Annotated in this window: 20 protein-coding genes; 2 read left to right on the forward strand and 18 right to left on the reverse strand. The window is 69.6% G+C overall.

The genetic code is table 11. From position 1 onward, the window contains the following. Positions 1–123 precede the first annotated feature (123 nt). The 10 genes from tatC to ACWD4B_RS31190 all read right to left on the reverse strand — a co-directional run bounded on the left by tatC (position 124) and on the right by ACWD4B_RS31190 (position 8,485). Complete coding sequence (gene tatC / locus ACWD4B_RS31145; protein ID WP_451423904.1) at positions 124–1,080, reverse strand: twin-arginine translocase subunit TatC; 957 nt, start codon at positions 1,078–1,080, stop codon at positions 124–126. A gap of 62 nt (positions 1,081–1,142) precedes the next feature. Next, complete coding sequence (gene tatA / locus ACWD4B_RS31150; protein ID WP_336414251.1) at positions 1,143–1,424, reverse strand: Sec-independent protein translocase subunit TatA; 282 nt, start codon at positions 1,422–1,424, stop codon at positions 1,143–1,145. Positions 1,425–1,656: 232 nt separating this feature from the next. Next, positions 1,657–1,863 (reverse strand): hypothetical protein, encoded by a 207-nt coding sequence (locus tag ACWD4B_RS31155; RefSeq protein ID WP_336414250.1) that lies wholly within the window; start codon positions 1,861–1,863, stop codon positions 1,657–1,659. A gap of 48 nt (positions 1,864–1,911) precedes the next feature. Then, positions 1,912–2,151, reverse strand: a complete 240-nt coding sequence (locus ACWD4B_RS31160; protein WP_336414387.1) for a hypothetical protein — start codon at positions 2,149–2,151, stop codon at positions 1,912–1,914. A gap of 49 nt (positions 2,152–2,200) precedes the next feature. Continuing rightward, positions 2,201–3,163, reverse strand: coding sequence for a helix-turn-helix transcriptional regulator (locus ACWD4B_RS31165; RefSeq protein WP_171080341.1), 963 nt, complete (start codon positions 3,161–3,163; stop codon positions 2,201–2,203). Positions 3,164–3,184: 21 nt separating this feature from the next. Beyond that, the gene (locus ACWD4B_RS31170) at positions 3,185–4,162 is read right to left on the reverse strand and encodes a helix-turn-helix transcriptional regulator (RefSeq protein WP_451423905.1); all 978 of its coding nucleotides are present in this window, start codon (positions 4,160–4,162) and stop codon (positions 3,185–3,187) included. A gap of 119 nt (positions 4,163–4,281) precedes the next feature. Continuing rightward, the gene (locus ACWD4B_RS31175) at positions 4,282–4,653 is read right to left on the reverse strand and encodes an FKBP-type peptidyl-prolyl cis-trans isomerase (RefSeq protein ID WP_336414248.1); all 372 of its coding nucleotides are present in this window, start codon (positions 4,651–4,653) and stop codon (positions 4,282–4,284) included. Between the two features lie 64 nt (positions 4,654–4,717). Continuing rightward, positions 4,718–5,695 carry an FKBP-type peptidyl-prolyl cis-trans isomerase gene (locus ACWD4B_RS31180; RefSeq protein WP_451423906.1) on the reverse strand — a complete coding sequence of 326 codons (978 nt, stop codon included), beginning with the start codon at positions 5,693–5,695 and terminating at the stop codon, positions 4,718–4,720. Between the two features lie 147 nt (positions 5,696–5,842). After that, the gene (gene pafA, locus ACWD4B_RS31185; protein ID WP_171080349.1) at positions 5,843–7,204 is read right to left on the reverse strand and encodes a Pup--protein ligase; all 1,362 of its coding nucleotides are present in this window, start codon (positions 7,202–7,204) and stop codon (positions 5,843–5,845) included. Between the two features lie 9 nt (positions 7,205–7,213). Beyond that, positions 7,214–8,485 (reverse strand): MFS transporter, encoded by a 1,272-nt coding sequence (locus ACWD4B_RS31190; RefSeq protein WP_336414246.1) that lies wholly within the window; start codon positions 8,483–8,485, stop codon positions 7,214–7,216. 158 nt (positions 8,486–8,643) lie between these two features. On the opposite strand from ACWD4B_RS31190, the gene ACWD4B_RS31195 reads away from it, so the two are divergent. Next, complete coding sequence (locus ACWD4B_RS31195; protein ID WP_451423907.1) at positions 8,644–9,678, forward strand: LacI family DNA-binding transcriptional regulator; 1,035 nt, start codon at positions 8,644–8,646, stop codon at positions 9,676–9,678. A 43-nt stretch (positions 9,679–9,721) separates the two neighbouring features. Here ACWD4B_RS31195 and prcA read toward each other — a convergent pair whose 3' ends face one another. The 6 genes from prcA to arc all read right to left on the reverse strand — a co-directional run bounded on the left by prcA (position 9,722) and on the right by arc (position 15,904). Further along, complete coding sequence (gene prcA / locus ACWD4B_RS31200; protein ID WP_451423908.1) at positions 9,722–10,495, reverse strand: proteasome subunit alpha; 774 nt, start codon at positions 10,493–10,495, stop codon at positions 9,722–9,724. 57 nt (positions 10,496–10,552) lie between these two features. Further along, positions 10,553–11,395, reverse strand: a complete 843-nt coding sequence (gene prcB / locus ACWD4B_RS31205; RefSeq protein ID WP_451423909.1) for a proteasome subunit beta — start codon at positions 11,393–11,395, stop codon at positions 10,553–10,555. Further along, entirely contained in the window at positions 11,347–11,922 is a 576-nt protein-coding gene (locus ACWD4B_RS31210; RefSeq protein WP_451423912.1) for an endonuclease VII domain-containing protein, read from the reverse strand. Before ACWD4B_RS31210 ends, prcB begins: the two co-directional genes overlap by 49 nt. Positions 11,923–11,971: 49 nt before the next feature. Continuing rightward, positions 11,972–12,190: a ubiquitin-like protein Pup gene (locus ACWD4B_RS31215; protein ID WP_020939002.1), complete on the reverse strand. Its 219-nt coding sequence runs from the start codon at positions 12,188–12,190 to the stop codon at positions 11,972–11,974. A 160-nt stretch (positions 12,191–12,350) separates the two neighbouring features. After that, on the reverse strand, positions 12,351–13,862 hold the full coding sequence (gene dop / locus ACWD4B_RS31220; protein ID WP_390778956.1) for a depupylase/deamidase Dop: 1,512 nt from the start codon (positions 13,860–13,862) through the stop codon (positions 12,351–12,353). Between the two features lie 275 nt (positions 13,863–14,137). After that, entirely contained in the window at positions 14,138–15,904 is a 1,767-nt protein-coding gene (gene arc, locus ACWD4B_RS31225) for a proteasome ATPase (RefSeq protein WP_451423910.1), read from the reverse strand. 248 nt (positions 15,905–16,152) lie between these two features. Here arc and ACWD4B_RS31230 point away from each other — a divergent pair, with 248 nt between their 5' ends. Beyond that, entirely contained in the window at positions 16,153–16,443 is a 291-nt protein-coding gene (locus ACWD4B_RS31230; RefSeq protein ID WP_336414241.1) for a ferredoxin, read from the forward strand. Between the two features lie 4 nt (positions 16,444–16,447). Here ACWD4B_RS31230 and ACWD4B_RS31235 read toward each other — a convergent pair whose 3' ends face one another. Together ACWD4B_RS31235 and ACWD4B_RS31240 are read right to left on the reverse strand one after the other, a co-directional pair. Continuing rightward, entirely contained in the window at positions 16,448–17,002 is a 555-nt protein-coding gene (locus tag ACWD4B_RS31235; protein WP_451423911.1) for a hypothetical protein, read from the reverse strand. 157 nt (positions 17,003–17,159) lie between these two features. After that, positions 17,160–18,047, reverse strand: a complete 888-nt coding sequence (locus ACWD4B_RS31240) for a tRNA (adenine-N1)-methyltransferase (protein ID WP_171080361.1) — start codon at positions 18,045–18,047, stop codon at positions 17,160–17,162. Positions 18,048–18,263 lie beyond the last annotated feature (216 nt).

The following is an 18,263-nucleotide window of genomic DNA, read 5'->3' on the forward strand; positions in this document are numbered from 1 at the left end:
ACCAAAAAACACTTTGCCCCCCCCCCCCGCTCTCGTTTGCGGGGGGGTCCCCCCACTTTTTCGCACCCGCGTTGGGGGGGGGCGCCCGTCCCCGCCCACCGCCCCTCGTCAGGGCCTTGTGCGTCAGGTCACGTCGTCGTACCCGGACCGGCCGGTGCTGTGCGCGCCGTCGGCGGACGGCTGCTCCGGCAGGGCGGGCAGCGGTTCGCTGTCACCGATGGACTGCGGGGTGAGGTCCAGCGGGGCCGCCTCGTCGTCGGACAGGTCGCGGTCCGGGTTCGCCTTCTGCTTGCGCTTGTCGTTGACCAGCGCGATGCCGACGGCGATGAAGTAGAGCACGATGATCGGGCCGGCCAGCAGGAACATCGAGAACGGGTCCACGGTCGGCGTGGCCACCGCGGCGAAGACCGTGACGCCCATGACCATGGGACGCCACCAGCCGAGCATCCGGCGCCCGGTGAGGATGCCGCCGAAGTTGAGCATCATCAGCAGCAGCGGCAGCTCGAAGGAGAGGCCGAAGACGACCACCAGGCGCGTGACGAGGTCGATGAGCTCGTCGAGCGGCAGCAGGTTGGTGACGCCCTGCGGCGTGAAGTCGATGAGGACCTTCGCGGCCGCGGGCAGGGCCCAGTACGCGAAGTAGGCGCCGGCCCCGAAGAGCGGGACACCGGCGGCGACGAAGCCGAGTGCGTACTTCTTCTCGTTCCTGTGCAGCCCGGGCGCCAGGAACGCCCACAGCTGGTACAGCCAGACCGGGCTGGACAGCACCAGGCCGGAGACCAGCGAGACCTTCACCATGAGGGTGAAGGGCCCGACGAGGCCCGACATGGTGATGTTGCCGCAGGTCTTGGTGGCGTCCTTCTGCGACAGCTCGGAGAAGGAGACCTGGCAGCCGATCGCCTGCTGGATCGGATGCTTGAAGACCTCGATGATGTCCTTGTAGTAGAAGGCCGCCACCACGGCCACCACGACAATGGCGACCACGGACTTCGCGAGGCGATTGCGCAGCTCGCGCAGGTGCTCCACGAGGGGCATCCGGCCCTCGGGGTCCTTCACCTTCTTGCGGGCAGAGTTGGCCAACCCACGTCCCTATCTCGTGCGGCAGACGGCGGCAAAAAACGCCGTCCTGATCATTGCCCGGTTCAGTGCTGCGTCGTGCGGTCGCTCGGCTCGTTCACCGGGCGGGAGCTCACGTCGCCGGGGGCAGCCTTGATGGTACGGGCGCTCGGGGCGTCGGCGGGCGGGTCGGCCGGGGCCGAGGCGTTGTTCTGTCCCTCGGAACGCATCGCCTTGGCCTCGCTCTTGAGGATCCGGGCGGACTTGCCGAGGGAGCGCGCCATGTCGGGGAGCTTCTTCGAGCCGAAGACCAGCACGACCACGACGAGGATGAGGATGATCTCGGGGGCGCCGAGCCGTCCGAACATATGCGTGTACCTTCTCACCGAAGCGGGACGGGTGTGGGACTGACGACTGACCGGACAAATGTCCACCAGACGTACCGCAGCGATCGTAACGCGCAGCAGTGAACGCCGGGCAATCCCTCTGCATACTCCCAGTTGCGGCCCTCCGCCTCGTCACCAGGGCCGCCGGAACCAGACTACCCGTCCGGTTCCGGGCCCCAGCAGGGTGCCGGACGAGGGCCGGTCTGGTCCCGGTTCAGTCCCGGTGGAGCGCCTGGGCGGTCTGCGCGGCCAGCGGGACCGCGGCCCGCTCCAGCTCCTCGGCCGCGCGGGTGATGCGCTGCGAGCTGTCGGCCACCTGCCGGGCCAGCCGTCTCACCTCCACGAAGACGCGCACGGAGAGCACCCCGAGCACGGCGATACCGCAGAAGGCGAGGACGACGGCGATCATGGGCCACAGCATGGGACGAGCCTAACGGGGAAAACGGGCAGGTCAGGCGGTTCAGGCAGGTCAGGCGGTGATGTGGAGCCGCAGCGTCCGCACGCCGCCGCCGGTCAGCAGCGCGACGATCCGCTCCCCCGCGGGCTTGCGCACCGCGGAGCCGCAGTCGGGGCAGGTGAAGGAGTAGAAGGTGGTGCGGTCGCTGGCGCCGATCGCCAGCCGCAGCGCCCCCGCGGCCAGCTCGAAGCTGCTGCGGCAGTCGGGGCAGGCGGCCTTGAAGACCGCGGCGGCCGTCGTGCACCCGTCCATCACATCCCCTTTCACGCCGTTCACTGCGGCTCCCTCCCGCCGTGGCCGCTCACTCGCCGTAGCCCGCGAGGGCCTCGCGGGCCGCATCCCGCGCGCTGTCCGCCAGCTCCTGCGGGGAGACGATCCGCCCGTCGCGGCCCAGCCGCAGTGCCAGCCGCCGCAGCGAGGCCGGGTCGGGGGCGCGCAGGGTGATCCGCAGCCCGCCCTCGGGCAGTTCCTCGGCGCTGTCGTGCGGGTAGTACTCGGCGACCCAGCGGCCGCCGGGGCCGACCTCGATGACGACCTCGGGGTCCTCGGCGGCGGGCTGGACCAGTGCCTCGGACAGGTCGCGCAGCTCGACGGGCGGCGGGTCGGCGGGCGCGTCCAGCAGCCGGATCTCGGCCACCCGGTCCAGCCGGAAGGTGCGCCGGGCCTCGGTGAGCCGGCACCACGCCTCCATGTAGGTGCGGCCGACGGCGAACAGCCGGATCGGGTCGACCTCGCGCTCGGTCAGCTCGTCGCGCGCGGGCGAGTAGTAGCGCAGCCAGAGCCTGCGGCGCTCGGAGATGGCCCGGTCGACCTCGGCGAAGACGCCGCCCTCCGACTCGAAGCTGACCGAGAGCCGCGAGCTGGCGCCCGCGGCCTCCCCGGCCGCCGCCTCGATCTTGGCGGTGGCGCGGACCAGCGCCTGCCGGTCGCCCTCGCGCAGCCCGGGCAGGGTGGCGACGGCGCGGGCGGCCACCAGCAGCGCGGTGGCCTCGTCGGCCGCGAGCCGCAGCGGCTCGCCGGTGCTGGTGCCCGAGGCATCGGGGTTGTGCCACCAGATGCGGTCGCCGTCGGTGTCGATGTCCAGCAGGTCGCCGCCGCGGAAGCTGGTGCCGCACATGGGCAGCACGTCGAGGTCGCCGATCAGCTCGTCCTCGGTGATCCCGAAGGCACGGGCCACGTCGGCGACGCGGGCGCCGGGGCGCTCGCGCAGGTAGGTGACGAGCGACAGCATCCGCCGGGTCTGGTCGATGGCGTTGGTGGCCATGAGTAGTCGGTCCTGTTCCTCTCAGCCCTTGGCCACGGCACGCAGCCGGTCGATCACATCGGCCCGCAGCTCGGCCGGTTCGAGCACGATCACGTCCGGGCCGAACTCCACCAGCCAGGCGTCCAGTCCGTGGCCGTAGGGGATCTCCAGCTCGTCCCAGCCGCCGCCCAGGTCGCGGGTGGCGGTGGCCCGGGCGCGCAGCGGATAGCCGTGCCCGGCCCGCACCTTGATCAGGGCGGTGCCGGTGGCCGTCTCGCCGGCCCAGCTCTCGACCGTCTCGCGCACGGTGACGTGGTCGGGAACGGGCGCGCTGAAGGGCAGCGCCCGGGAGCGGACCCGGCCGGAGATGCGGGAGAGCCGGAAGACCCGCTCGGCCTTGCGGTCGCGGTCCCAGCCGGCCAGGTACCAGTGGCCGCGCCAGCACTCCAGCGTCCACGGCTCGACGTGCCGCTGCTCGGGGCGGGCGGCGTTGGCCTTGCGGTAGTCGAAGGTGACGGTCCGGCGGTCGCGGGCGGCCAGCATCAGCGGCTCGAAGGCCGACTCGTGGACGGGGATGCGCGGCTCCAGCGCGAGGTGGCCGTAGGAGTCCTCGGCAACCGGCATCCCGGCGGCGCGCAGCTTCTGCAGCGCACCGCTGGCCGCACCGGCGAGGCGGGCCTGCTGCCAGACCTTGGCGGCGAGGCCGAGGGCGGCGGCCTCCTCGACGTCCAGGGTGACCGGGGGGAGGCGGTTGCTGTCCCGGCGGGCGAGGTAGCCGAATTCACCGTCGGCGCTCTCCACCGTCTCGATGATCAGGCCGAGTTCGCGGAGATCGTCCTTGTCGCGCTCGAACATCCGGTTGAAGGCGTCGTCCCCGCCCTCGGAGACACCGCTGCCCGGCCCGAAGGCCTCCAAATAGGCCTCAATGGATCCCCGCAACTCCCGCTTGCTGAGCGGCCGGCGGGTGCCCAACAGGCACAGCGCCAGGTTCATCAGCCGCTCGGCCTTGGCAATCGCCATCGACGCCCTCTCTACTTGTGCTCTCAACCGCTGACCGTACCGCTCGCCGCTGCCACGGCAAAAGCCGAGGGCCCGCGCCCGCAGGCACGGGCCCCGGGCCCTTCACATCACGACGCTGCTCAGACGGCGACCAGGTCGCAGACGAAGATCAGGGTCTCGCCCGGCGCGATCTTGCCACCGGCGCCGCGGTCGCCGTAGGCCAGGTGCGGCGGGATGATCAGCTGGCGGCGGCCGCCGACCTTCATGCCCTGGACGCCCTTGTCCCAGCCCGCGATGACCTGGCCGGCACCGAGCTTGAACTGCAGCGGGGTGCCGCGGTTCCAGCTGGCGTCGAACTCCTCGCCCGAGGAGAAGGAGACGCCCACGTAGTGGACCTGGACCATGGCGCCCGCCGTGGCGACCGCCCCGTCGCCCTCCCAGATGTCCTTGATCTCGAGGTCGGCCGGCGGCTCGCCGCCCGGGAAGTCGACCTCGGGCTTGTCGATGTTCACGAAAGTGCTCCTACGAACGTTTCTTGCGGACAGCCGTGCAATTCTGGCAGATCGCGATCTGTTCTCAGACCTTGCCCACGATGTCGACGACGAAGACCAGGGTGTTCTTGTCCAGACCGCTCTGCGCCTGGCCCTCGTAGCCCAGCTTCGGCGGGATCACCAGCTCCACCCGGTCCCCGACGTGCTTGCCCACCAGGCCCTGGTCCCAGCCCTGGACGACCGAACCGGTGCCGATCTGGAAGGCCGTGGCGCCCGAGTGGTCCCAGGAGGAGTCGAACTTCTGGCCGTCCTCCCACTTCACGCCCGTGTACTGGGCGATCAGGCCGTCACCCGCCTTGATCTCCGGACCGTTGCCCTTGATCAGCACCTGCTGCTTCAGGTCCGTCGGAGGCTTGGTGTCCTTGGGGATGCTGATGTCGGCGGCCTTCTGGGAGTTCGGCTTCACCTCGGGCATGCCCTCCTCCGGCTTGGCCTGCTCACCCTTGGCCTCGCTCTTGGAGTCGACCTTCTGCGCACCGACCACGTCGATCACCCACACCAGGCCGTCCTCGGGCTTCACCCCGGCCTGCGGGTTGAGCTGGTCCCCGATGAGCGCCTTCGCGGTGCCCTCGACCTCGATCCGGCTGCCGGCCTTCTGACCGACCACGGCGTCCAGCACCTTCGCCGGCATCTCCTGGCTCGGCTGGCCCAGCTGCTGGACCATCTGCCGGCGCGGACCCTTGCCCGACTTGTCCTGGGTGGTCCACGTGCCGCCGAGGGGCTTGTCGTCCTTCATCGTCTGCCCGGCGAAGTCCAGCCGGACATAGGAGCCCTTCTCCGCCTTGTCGCCCGTGCCCTCGGTCAGGGTCTTGACGACCAGCTTGTCCGACGGCTTGGCGCCCTTCGGCGTGGAGATCTTGGGCTGCTCGCCGAACTTCCCCTCCACCGTGACCTTGGCCTCCGACGATCCTCCGCCGTCGCCCCCGCACGCCGCAGCGGCGAGCAGCAGGACGGGCACGGCCAGAGCCGCGGCGAGGCGACGCGTGTTCTTCGTGTGGTTCATGAAGTCCAACTCGGGCTAGGGGGGTCGCTGGGCAGTGCCCGTCACTCTACGGCCTGTGCCGCACCGATCAACCCTGCCCGACACGGATGTGCGCCGGGTCCGGTGGACCCGGCGCACATCCGTGCCCTTTGCCGCATGACCGGACGCTCACATTCCGGCGATCAGCTTCTCCACCCGGTCGTCCACCGACCGGAACGGGTCCTTGCACAACACGGTGCGCTGCGCCTGGTCGTTGAGCTTCAGATGCACCCAGTCGACGGTGAAGTCCCGCCGCTGCTCCTGCGCCCGCCGGATGAAATCACCGCGCAGCCGGGCCCTCGTGGTCTGCGGCGGCACCGACTTGCCCTCGAAGATCTTGACGTCGTTGCACACCCGCGCCGCCTGACCGCGCTTCTCCAGCAGGTAGTACAGCCCCCGCCGGCGATGGATGTCGTGATAGGCGAGATCTATCTGCGCAATGCGCGGATGCGACATCGTGATGTTGTTCTTCGCCCGGTACCGCTCGATGAGCCGGTACTTCATCACCCAGTCGATCTCGGTGTCGATGCGGTCCAGGTCCTCGTCCCGGATCGCCTCCAGGGAGCGCCCCCACAGCTCCAGCACCCGCTCGACCGTGCCCGTGCGGATGCCGCGGCGCTCGCAGAAGTCCACGGCCTTCTCGTAGTACTCCTGCTGGACCTCCAGGGCCGAGGCCTCCCGACCGCTGGCCAGACGCACCTTGCGTCTGCCCGTGATGTCGTGGCTGACCTCGCGGATCGCCCGGATCGGATTCTCCAGCGTCAGATCCCGCATCACCGTCCCCGCCTCGATCATGCGCAGGACGAGATCGGTCGCACCGACCTTCAACAGCATGGTCGTCTCGGACATGTTCGAGTCGCCGACGATCACATGCAGGCGACGGTAGCGCTCGGCGTCGGCGTGCGGCTCGTCCCGGGTGTTGATGATCGGGCGCGAGCGCGTGGTGGCCGAGCTGACACCCTCCCAGATGTGCTCGGCACGCTGGCTCACGCAGTAGACCGCGCCCCGCGGGGTCTGCAGCACCTTCCCCGCGCCGCACAGCAGCTGCCGCGTCACCAGGAAGGGGATGAGAATGTCCGCAAGACGCGAGAACTCCCCGTGCCGCGCGACGAGATAGTTCTCGTGGCAGCCGTAGGAGTTCCCGGCGGAATCGGTGTTGTTCTTGAAGAGATAGACGTCGCCCGCGATCCCCTCCTCGTGCAGGCGGCGCTCGGCGTCGACGAGGAGACCCTCGAGAATGCGCTCGCCCGCCTTGTCGTGGGTGACCAGCTCGGTCACGCTGTCGCACTCGGGAGTTGCGTATTCCGGGTGCGAGCCCACATCGAGGTAGAGGCGGGCGCCGTTGCGCAGGAACACATTGCTGCTGCGGCCCCAGGAAACGACACGACGGAAGAGGTACCGCGCCACTTCGTCAGGGGACAGCCGGCGCTGTCCTCTGAAGGTGCACGTGACGCCGTACTCGTTCTCCAGCCCGAAAATGCGGCGGTCCATGCCTGAACACTACGCCTGATGCTCCGCGCTGAAACCGGGTTCGACAGCCCCGTTCCGATCATTTTCCGACCGCGCCACGACCGTCGAGACGGACACCGGAGCCTGCAGGAAGCGCCGGGCCCCGAGCAGGACCGCCGTCGCAGCCGCACCACCGCCCACGGCCACCACGAACCCGGCCATGGCGCCGCCGTATTCGACCGCCGGACCGACGAAGGCCGTACCGATGGCCGCACCCACGCCGAACGACGTCACCAGCCAGGAGAACGCCTCCGTCACCGTGCCCTGCGGCGCATGCCGGTCGACCACGACGAACGCACAGGCCAGCGACGGCGCGAGGAACACACCCGCCACACCGGCGAGCACCGTCATCGGCACCACACCCGGCACCAGCAGCAGCGGCAGGTAGCACACGGCCATCGACGCCGCGAGCACCCGCAGGCGCTGCTCCGGGGTCCCCGGCCACTGCCGGGCCCCGTAGACGAAACCACCGATCAGAGCACCGACACCGACGGCCGAAAGCAGATAGCTGGAAACCATGCCGCCGCCGTGCACGTCGCCGTAGGCCACCGCCGCGACCGCGATCGAGCCCATCGCCGTGCCGATGAAGAAGAACGCCGCCAGCACCACACGCAGCCCGGGCGAGCGCAGCGCGCCCAGCCAGTGCGCGTCGCGCGGCTCGCTGCGCCACTGCCGCGAGGGCTGCGAGGTGACCACGGCCAGCGTGCCGAGCACACCCAGGACGTTGATGACGAACAGCGAGCCCGCCTCGGACCAGCAGGCGATCAGCCCCGTGACGATCAGCGGGCCGAAGACGTAGATGAACTCCTGGGCGACGGCGTCGAGGGCGTAGGCGGCGTGTATGCGCTCCTCCTTGCCCTTGAGGACCGACGGCCACAGGGCCCGCAGCCCGCCCTCCATCGGCGGCGTGAAGAAGCCCGCCACGATCATGGCCGCGTAGGCCAGCGGCAGCGGCTCCAGGCCCACCACGGCGAACACCGTCATGCCGAGCGCCGCCAGCAGCGACGCGGGCAGCATCACCCGGAGCTGGCCACGGAGATCGACGGCCCGGCCGAGCAGCGGCTGGCCGACGGCGTTGGCCACGCCGTAGACGGCGGAGAGCCCGCCGGCCAGGGCGTAGCTGCCGCCCTGGGCACGGACGAAGAGCACGATCGCCAGCGCCGCGGTGGCGTTCGGCAGCCGTCCCACCAGGGTTCCGGTGAGCAGCCGTACCGCGTACCGCGTTCTGAGCATGTCGCCGTAGCCGCCGCCCGCCGCTGCCATGGCCCGCCTTCCGTCCGTCAGCGCCCCGTAAACGTGAACGCTCTGTTGCCGAACCGCCGGTTACCGGCTGGTTTTACGTATAACTGAAGCAGTTATACGTACCATGGCCGCAACCCCCGGGTCCAACCGCGGGTCGGCAGGAAAGGGACACCCCACCCGTGACGGACAAGGTGCCGGAGAAGCCCACCAGCCGGGACGTCGCACGCGCGGCCGGGGTCTCCCAGGCGACGGTCTCCCTGGTCATGGGCGACAAATGGCGCGGCCGCGTCTCCGAGCGCACCGCCGAAACCGTCCGCACCGCCGCCCGCGAACTCGGCTACCGCCCCAACCTCGCCGCCCGCAACCTGCGCCTCGGCCGCACCCGCACCGCCCTGCTCGTCGTCCCCGCCCTCACCAACGAGATCTTCGCCCGCGTCCACACCGGCGCCGCCCGCGTCGCCGCCGAACACGGCGCCGGCGTCCTCCTCTACCCCTCCCCCGACGGCACCGGCCCCGCCCGCGACCCCTTCGCCTCGGCCCGGGCCACCCTCGACGGCGTCATCGCCTCCTCCATGGCCGCCGACGCCCTCGACGCCCTCCGCGACGGCGGCCTCCCCCTGGTCATGCTCGACAGCGACCCCAAACACCCCGAGGCCTCCGCCACCGTCAACCTCGACATCGCCGACGGCATGCGCCAGGTCGCCCACCACCTCCTCGACCTCGGCCACCGCCACTTCGGCCACCTCGCCGCCGACGTCGACTCCTGGACCTTCCGCGTACGCGCCCGCGCCCTGGCCGACACCCTCCGCCCCGTCCCCGGAGCCACCGTCGTCCGCACCGAAACCGCCACCCTCGACGTCACCGCCGGACGCCAGGCCGCCGAACGCGCCCTCACCGGTCCCGGCCCCCGCCCCACCGCCCTCGTCTGCGACGGCGACGTCCTCGCCGCCGGCGCCTGCAAAGCCGCCCGCAGACTCGGCCTGCGCGTCCCGGAAGACGTCTCCGTCACCGGCTTCGACGACCTCTCCCTCGCCACCGCCGTCGAACCCGAACTCACCACCGTCCGACTGCCCGCCGAAGCCGTCGGCGAAGCCGGCATGCGCGCCCTCATGGCCGTCCTCGACGGCCGCACCCCCACCGCCGACGCCCTGCCCGTCCACCTCGTCACCCGCGGCTCCACCGCACACAACGCCGCGCGCCCCGCGGGCAGTTGACCCGGCGGGGCGCGCGGCAAGCACCACGGAGAAACGGCGGGAATCAGTCCCCCGAACCCTGCTCCTCCACGTCGGCGTCGGACTCGTCCTTCGTCAGGTCGGAAGCGTCCGCCCCGGCCCCCGCCTCCAGCAGCCTCGACAGCTGACGACCCAGCAACCGCTTGAACTTGCGCTGCTGCGGCCGCGTCCGGTCCAGGACCGCGACCTCCAACTGCTCGGCGGTCAGCGTCCGCTCACTGCCGTTGGTGTCCCGCGCGAGGGACTCCACCGCCAGCTTGAGCGCCTCCGCCAACGTCATCCCGTCCCGGTGACGCTGGTCGAGATAGCTGCTGATCTGATCCGCATTGCCGCCCACCGCGACCGAACCGTGCTCGTCCACGATCGAACCGTCGTGCGGCAGCCGGTAGATCTGGTCGTCCTCCGGACCCGCACCCACCTCGGCAACGATCAGCTCGACCTCGTACGGCTTCTCGCCCGCACTGGAGAAGATCGAACCCAGCGTCTGGGCATAGACGTTCGCCAGACCGCGCGCCGTCACATCGTCACGGTCGTAGGTGTAGCCCCGCAGGTCCGCGTACCGGACGCCGCCGATACGCAGATTCTCGAACTCGTTGTACTTCCCGACCGCGGCGAACGCGATCCGGTCGTAGATCTCGCTGACCTTGTGCAACGCACGGGACGGGTTCTCGGCGACGAACACCACACCGTTGTCGTACTGGAGCACCACGACGCTCCGGCCGCGCGCGATGCCCTTGCGGGCATACTCGGCACGGTCGGCCATGGCCTGCTGAGGTGAAACATAGAACGGCGTCGACACCGGCTATCCGTCCCTTTCTGTCAGTGGCGAAAGCATGCAAGAAGCCCCGGACGAGCCCTAGAGCAGCGCGGCCCGCGGACCGTCCGGCTCCTCCAGCCGCCGCTCGTGGACCGACCGGACGACCTCGGAGCACTCGGCCTCCGTGAGCCTCCGGAAACCCTCGTCGGTGATCACGGTGACGATCGGATAGATCCGGCGCGCCAGATCCGGCCCACCCGTCGCGGAATCCTCGTCGGCCGCGTCGTACAGCGCCTGCACCACCAACGTGGTCGCCTGCTGCTCCGTCAGATCCTCGCGGAACAGCTTCTTGAACGACCCGCGCGCAAAGAGCGAACCCGACCCCGTCGCCGCGAAGCCGTGCTCCTCCGAGCGCCCGCCCGTCACGTCGTAGGAGAAGATCCGCCCCTTCTGACGGTCCACATCCCACCCGGCGAACAGCGGCACCACGGCCAGGCCCTGCATGGCCATGCCCAGGTTGCTGCGGATCATCGTGGAGAGCCGGTTGGCCTTGCCCTCCAGGGAGAGCTGCACGCCCTCCACCTTCTCGAAGTGCTCCAGCTCCAGCTGGAACAGCTTGACCATCTCCACGGCGAGACCCGCCGTGCCGGCGATCCCGACCGCCGAGTACTCGTCGGCCGGGAAGACCTTCTCGATGTCCCGCTGCGCGATCAGGTTGCCCATCGTCGCCCGCCGGTCACCGGCGAGCACCACACCGCCCGGGAACGAGGCCGCGACGATCGTCGTCCCGTGCGGCGCCTCGATCACACCCTGCGCGGGCAGCTGCCGGTTGCGCGGGAGCAGGTCTGGCTGGTGGGCAGCCAGGAAGTCCATGAACGACGAGGAGCTGGGCGTCAGGAAGGCAGCTGGTAGACGCCCGGTGCTACGAGGGTTGGCTTCCACGAGTTTCCTTCCACGTATGCGATTGCCCGATGGATCGTCTTCGGGTCATCCCTCAACAGTCCAAGGCCTGAATTGCAGTTGAAGCACAGTACGCCTCGGACCTTACCGGTCTTGTGGCAATGATCAACTTGGACAGCGGGGGCCGCCAAGCAGATGCAACAGAGACCCATCTGCGACGCGATCATTTCATCGCGCTGAGCTTCGGTGATGCCGTACTTGCGGCGAAGGTTGCCAGCAGAGTCCGCACACGCCTTGCACGCTTTGCATCTGCTGGCCAAGCCATCAGGAGCGCTGCTCTTTCGATGAAACTGGCCGTGTGGCTTCACCTCACCGCAGCCCCGGCAGTGCTTGTGCCCTTCGGGCGCGTCCGCTCCGAGACGAACCTTCTTCCCAGGACTCTCCAGGGACGTGCAGTGATACTTCGTTCTGCAATCACGGCAGTATCGCTGCAGACCATCCAGGTTCGTCCGTTTAATTGCGAAGCATGCACGCGGCTTGTGCTCGCCACACCGCGTGCAGCGCTTCATCCCCTCCGACACGGCAGACCATCCCACCCCGTCACCTTCGATTCGAAGGTCACTCGCCGCCTTTCTGAACGAAACTACGGACGAAGTCCTCCGCGTTCTCCTCTAGGACATCATCAATCTCGTCCAGCACAGAGTCCACGTCGTCCGACAGCTTCTCGTGCCGCTCCTTGAGGTCCTCGGACGCCTGCGCATCCTGCGCCTGCTCCTCGACCTCCTCCGTCGAACGCGTGGCCTTCTGCTGCCCGCCGCCGGTGTCCTTTGTCGCCATGCCCCTCACCCCGCTCGTGTGTCGACGAAAGTTCCGTGTGCGATTGCGATCCCCGCGCAAGATCGACCCTACAAGCCGGATCCCGCCCGGGCCCTGCACTTGCTACAACGTCCCGGAACCACCGGGATGATTCCCGGTCCGCCCGGTTCTTAAGACCCGCTCAGCCCCCCGACAGCACCCGCACCAGCTCCTCCGCCGTGCGGCAGCGGTCCAGGAGCTCCTTGACGTGGTTGCGGGTGCCGCGCAGCGGTTCCAGGGTGGGGACGCGCTGCAGGGAGTCGCGGCCGGGGAGGTCGAAGATCACCGAGTCCCAGGAGGCCGCGGCCACGTCGTCCGCGTACTGCTCCAGGCAGCGGCCGCGGAAGTAGGCCCGGGTGTCCTCCGGGGGGGCCGTCCTGGCACGGGCCACCTCGGTCTCGTCCAGCAGCCGCCGCATCTTGCCGCGGGCGGCGAGGCGGTTGTACAGGCCCTTCTCGGGGCGGACGTCCGCGTACTGCAGGTCCACCAGGTGCAGCCGGGCCGCGTCCCAGTCCAGGCCGTCGCGGCGGCGGTAGCCCTCCAGGAGCTCGCGCTTGGCGACCCAGTCGAGCTCGCCGGACAGGCTCATGGGGTCGCGCTCCAGCCGGTTGAGCACGTCCTCCCAGCGGCCCAGGACGTCCTTGGTCTGCTCGTCCGCGTCCGCGCCGAAGCGGTCCTCGACGTACTTGCGCGCCAGCTCGAAGTACTCCATCTGCAGTTGCACAGCGGTGAGTGTGCGGCCGCTGCGGAGCGTGATCAGGCGGCGCAGCGTGGGGTCGTGGCTGACCTGGTGGAGGGTGCGGACGGGCTGTTCGACGGCGAGGTCGGAGGCGATGAAGCCGTCCTCGATCATGGAGAGGACGAGGGCGGTGGTGCCGAGCTTGAGGTAGGTGGAGATCTCGGAGAGGTTGGCGTCGCCGATGATCACGTGGAGGCGGCGGTACTTCTCCGCGTCGGCGTGGGGCTCGTCGCGGGTGTTGATGATGGGGCGCTTGAGGGTGGTCTCCAGGCCGACCTCGACCTCGAAGTAGTCGGCGCGCTGGCTGATCTGGAAGCCGTGTTCGTGGCCGTCCTGGCCGATGCCGACGCGGCCGGCGCCGGTGACGACCTGGCGGCAGACGAAGAAGGGCGTCAGGTGGCGCACGATGTCCGAGAAGGGGGTCTCCCGCTTCATCAGGTAGTTCTCGTGGGTGCCGTAGGAGGCGCCTTTGTTGTCGGTGTTGTTCTTGTAGAGGTGGATCGGCTGGGCTCCGGGCAGCTGGGCGGCGCGCTCGGCGGCCTCGGCCATGATCCGTTCGCCGGCCTTGTCCCAGAGGACGGCGTCCCGGGGGTTGGTGATCTCCGGGGAGCTGTACTCGGGGTGCGCGTGGTCGACGTAGAGCCGTGCCCCGTTGGTGAGGATGACGTTGGCCAGGCCGATGTCCTCGTCGGTGAGCTGGCTGGAGTCTGCGGCCTCGCGGGCGAGGTCGAAGCCGCGGGCGTCCCGCAGCGGGTTCTCCTCCTCGAAGTCCCAGCGGGCACGGCGTGCCCGGTGCATCGCGGCCGCGTAGGCGTTGACGATCTGGGACGAGGTGAGCATGGCATTGGCGTTCGGGTGACCGGGGACGGAGATCCCGTACTCCGTCTCGATGCCCATTACTCGCCGTACGGTCATGCGGCCCTCCTTGCCCGGCGGCGCCCCGGGATGGGGTCCGCGCTCAAGTACCGCTGCGCTTCCGGTCCGTGTGCGTCCCCCACGCGCTGCGCGGCGGTACCAGGAAGCCTAGAACGGCTTTGCGGCGCTGGGGAGATCATTACAGTCATTGCTCCGGTTCGTGCCGTGCCGGGGCCCGCGGGGCGCGGTCGGCAAAAACACGACCGGCCGCGGACGCCCTGGGAGCCCCCCGCCTCGTGGGGCGGGGGAAGGACATCCGCAGCCGGACGGCGGTGCTACAGGTACTGGCCGGTATTGGCCACGGTGTCGATGGAGCGGCCGGTGTCGGCGCCCTGCTTTCCGGTGACGAGGGTGCGGATGAAGACGATCCGCTCGCCCTTCTTTCCGGAGATGCGGGCCCAGTCGTCGGGGTTGGTGGTGTTGGGGAGGTCCTCGTTCTCCTTGAACTCGTCGACGCAGGCGGCGAGCAGGTGGGAGACGCGCAGGCCCTTCTGGTTGTGGTCGAGGAAGGCCTTGATGGCCATCTTCTTGGCCCGGTCCACGATGTTCTGGATCATGGCGCCGGAGTTGAAGTCCTTGAAGTAGAGGACTTCCTTGTCACCGTTGGCGTAGGTGACCTCCAGGAAGCGGTTCTCCTCGGATTCCGCGTACATCTGCTCGACCACGGACTGGATCATGCCGTCGACCGTGGCCCGGGCGTCTCCCCCGTGCTCGGCGAGGTCGTCGGCGTGCAGCGGCAGGGTCCGGGTGAGGTACTTCGAGAAGATGTCCTTGGCGGCCTCGGCGTCCGGGCGCTCGATCTTGATCTTCACGTCGAGCCGGCCGGGGCGCAGGATCGCGGGGTCGATCATGTCCTCGCGGTTGGAGGCGCCGATGACGATGACGTTCTCCAGGCCCTCCACGCCGTCGATCTCGGAGAGCAGCTGGGGGACGATGGTGTTCTCCACGTCCGAGCTGACGCCGGATCCGCGGGTGCGGAAGAGGGAGTCCATCTCGTCGAAGAAGACGATGACGGGGGTGCCCTCGCTGGCCTTCTCCCGGGCGCGCTGGAAGATCAGCCGGATGTGCCGTTCGGTCTCGCCGACGTACTTGTTGAGCAGTTCGGGGCCCTTGATGTTGAGGAAGAAGCTCTTCCCCGCGGGCTTGCCGGTGACCTCGGCGACCTTCTTGGCAAGGGAGTTGGCGACGGCCTTGGCGATGAGCGTCTTGCCGCAGCCGGGCGGGCCGTAGAGCAGAACGCCCTTGGGCGGCCGGAGTTCGTGCTCCTTGAAGAGGTCGGGGTAGAGGTAGGGGAGCTCGACGGCGTCGCGGATCAGCTCGATCTGGTTTCCCAGGCCGCCGATCTTGGAGTAGTCGATGTCCGGGACCTCTTCGAGGACGAGTTCCTCGACCTCGCTCTTCGGGATGACTTCGTAGACGTAGCCGGAGCGGGTCTCCAGCAGCAGGGCGTCGCCGGGGCGGATGGTGGTGTCCAGCAGCGGCTCGGCGAGCCTCACCACCCGTTCCTCGTCGGTGTGTCCGATGACGAGGGCCCGTTCGCCGTCCTCGAGGATCTCCTTGAGGGTGACGATGTCGCCGTGCCGCTCAAAGGCCATCGCGTCGACCACGTTGAGCGCCTCGTTGAGCATGACCTCCTGGCCGCGCCTGAGGTCCTCGAGCTCGATGCTGGGGCTGACGTTGACCCGGAGCTTGCGGCCTCCGGTGAAGATGTCGGCCGTGCCGTCCTCGTTGCCCTGCAGGAAGACGCCGAAGCCTGCGGGCGGCTGGGCGAGCCGGTCGACTTCTTCCTTGAGGGCCACGATCTGATCGCGGGCCTCACGCAGGGTGTTCGCGAGGCGCTCGTTCTGTGCGGAGACGCCGGCCAGGTTGGTCTGGAGCTCGACGATGCGCTCTTCGAGAATCCTCGTGTGACGCGGAGAGTCGGCGAGCTTGCGTCGCAGGACGGCGATCTCCTGCTCAAGATAGGCAACCTGGCCCGCGGGGTCGTCGGACCCTCGTCCCGGCCGGATGCCGCGGTTCATGTCGTCGTCGTGGGCTGCCACGGTCCTCACCTCCTCCAAGGGGAGCTGGACGCTTCCTGACCCTACCTGGGCCGGTGCAGGTTGAAACCCCTAGATCACAAACCCGGTCGGAGTGTGTCCGATCTTCACCCTTGCGCACGTCCTCACGGGAGGGGGATACCCACCCATCAACATCGGAAAGCGGGCGGTTGTATCGTCGACTCGGTCAACACCCGTCAGGGCTGGCTCCATTTGATTCACGTACGCAGGAAACGGCAGGCGAGACGACCGTGCAGAACGAAGGCCTCAGCGAGCTGGAAGTCTGGATCGACCAGGACCTGTGCACCGGTGACGGTATCTGTGTGCAGTACGCGCCCGAGGTCTTCGAGCTGGACATCGACGGCCTGGCGTATGTGAAGAGCGCGGACGACGAACTGCTGCAGGACAAGGGTGCCACGACTCCCGTTCCGCTGACGTTGCTGAACGACGTCCGGGACTCGGCGAAGGAGTGCCCCGGCGAGTGCATCCACGTGCGCCGGGTCTCCGACGGGGTCGAGGTGCACGGCCCCGACGCGGAGTGACGACTCACACACTCCCTGCGACGGGAAGTGCGGTGAGGCCGAACTTCCCGTCGGCCCACCGCCATTCGACGGCCCGGCGCAGATCCGGGCAGCATCGCGGCACGCTCGCCCGGGAGTAGCCGAGCAGGGTGGCCGAAATCCTGTCGTCCGTCGCGGTGAAGGCGGTGACGCTCATCTTCTGCCGCGGGTCGACGAGTGTGGCGACGACGCGGGGCGGTTCGCCCTTCGCGGCCGGTGCGCCGAGGACGTAGACGCCGCTGGGCGGTGTGCCGCCGCCGGCGCGGCAGCGCACGACGGCGGCCGTTTCGGGACGGCCGTCCCCGTCCAGGTCCGCTGCCTCCTGCTTGACGACCTCCACGGGCGTCCGGCCGCAGTCCAGGGGGAAGTGGGCGGCGCGGGCGTCGGGTGCGGGGGAACGCATCGCCACGGGTGCGGTGGTGTCGCCGGGGCCCAGCAGGGCGGTGCCCGCGATCACGGCGGCGAGCGCGGCGGCGGTGCCGAGCCAGTGCGCGGGGCGGGGGCGGGCGTGCGGGAGGGGCTGCGGCCCGGCAGGGTGCACGTGACTCCTGAGGATGCGCGAGGACGTGGATCTTCCGCATCGTGCCATACGACTTGTCGCCGGGGAACAGCGGCTCGCCCTCAACGCAGCGGCGCCGCCGCCGAGTTCCGCGGTGTGCGGGATTCGGTGGCGGCGCCGGTCGCGTGGTGCCGGGGGCTCAGCCCTTGTTGGGGCCTTCGTAGTCCTCTCCGTACGCGCCCTTCGCCGGACGGCGGCGGCGCATCGGCGGCTCGACGCCGTCGGCGAGGCGGCGGGCGGTGACGAGGAAGCCGGTGTGGCCGATCATCCGGTGGTCCGGGCGGACGGCGAGGCCCTCGACGTGCCAGTTGCGGATCATCGACTCCCACGGCTGCGGCTCGGCGAAGCAGCCGATCTCGCGGATGGACTCGACGGTGCGCGCGAGCTGGGTGGTGGTGGCCACGTAGCAGCAGAGGATGCCGCCGGGCACGAGTGCCTTGCGGACGGCCTCCAGGCACTCCCAGGGGGCGAGCATGTCCAGGATGACCCGGTCGACGTCGGTGTCGGAGAGGTTGTCCTGGAGGTCGCCGACGGTGAGCTGCCAGGCGGGGTGCGGGCCGCCGAAGTAGCGCTCCACGTTCTGCTGGGCGATCTCGGCGAAGTCGGCGCGGCGCTCGTAGGAGTGCAGCATGCCCTGGTCGCCGATGGCGCGCAGCAGGAAGCTGCTCAGGGAGCCGGAGCCGACACCGGCCTCCACGACGCGGGCGCCGGGGAAGATGTCGGCGAAGGCCAGGATCTGCCCCGCGTCCTTGGGGTAGACCACGGCGGCTCCGCGCGGCATGGACAGGACGTAGTCGGGGAGCAGGGGGCGCAGCGCGAGGTAGGCGACGTTTCCCGTGGTACGGACAACACTGCCCTCGGGGGCACCGATCAGCTCGTCGTGCGGGAAGGCACCCTTGTGGGTGTGGAACTGCTTCCCGGCTTCGAGCGTGAAGGTGTAGTGGCGTCCCTTGGGGTCGGTGAGCTGGACCTGGTCCCCGACCTGGAAGGGGCCGCGACGGCGGGCGGCACCGGTCGGTTCGGACATGTGACCAGACTACCGGGTGGCCTGCGGCCTGCCGACCACGAGTGCGGTGCGGGGGCGCCCCGAAGGGGCGCGGGGCTGTTTCGATATGCGGCTCCGCCGCGTGGGCGCGATCAGCCACGACGCTCTCGCAGCCGAGGTTCGCGGGGGGGGGCCCCCGCCCCCCGGGGGGGGGGGGGGACAGCAGGGAGGGGGGGGGGGGGGGCGGAGTTCAAAAAA

The sequence above is a fragment of the Streptomyces sp. NPDC002536 genome (assembly GCF_053594995.1).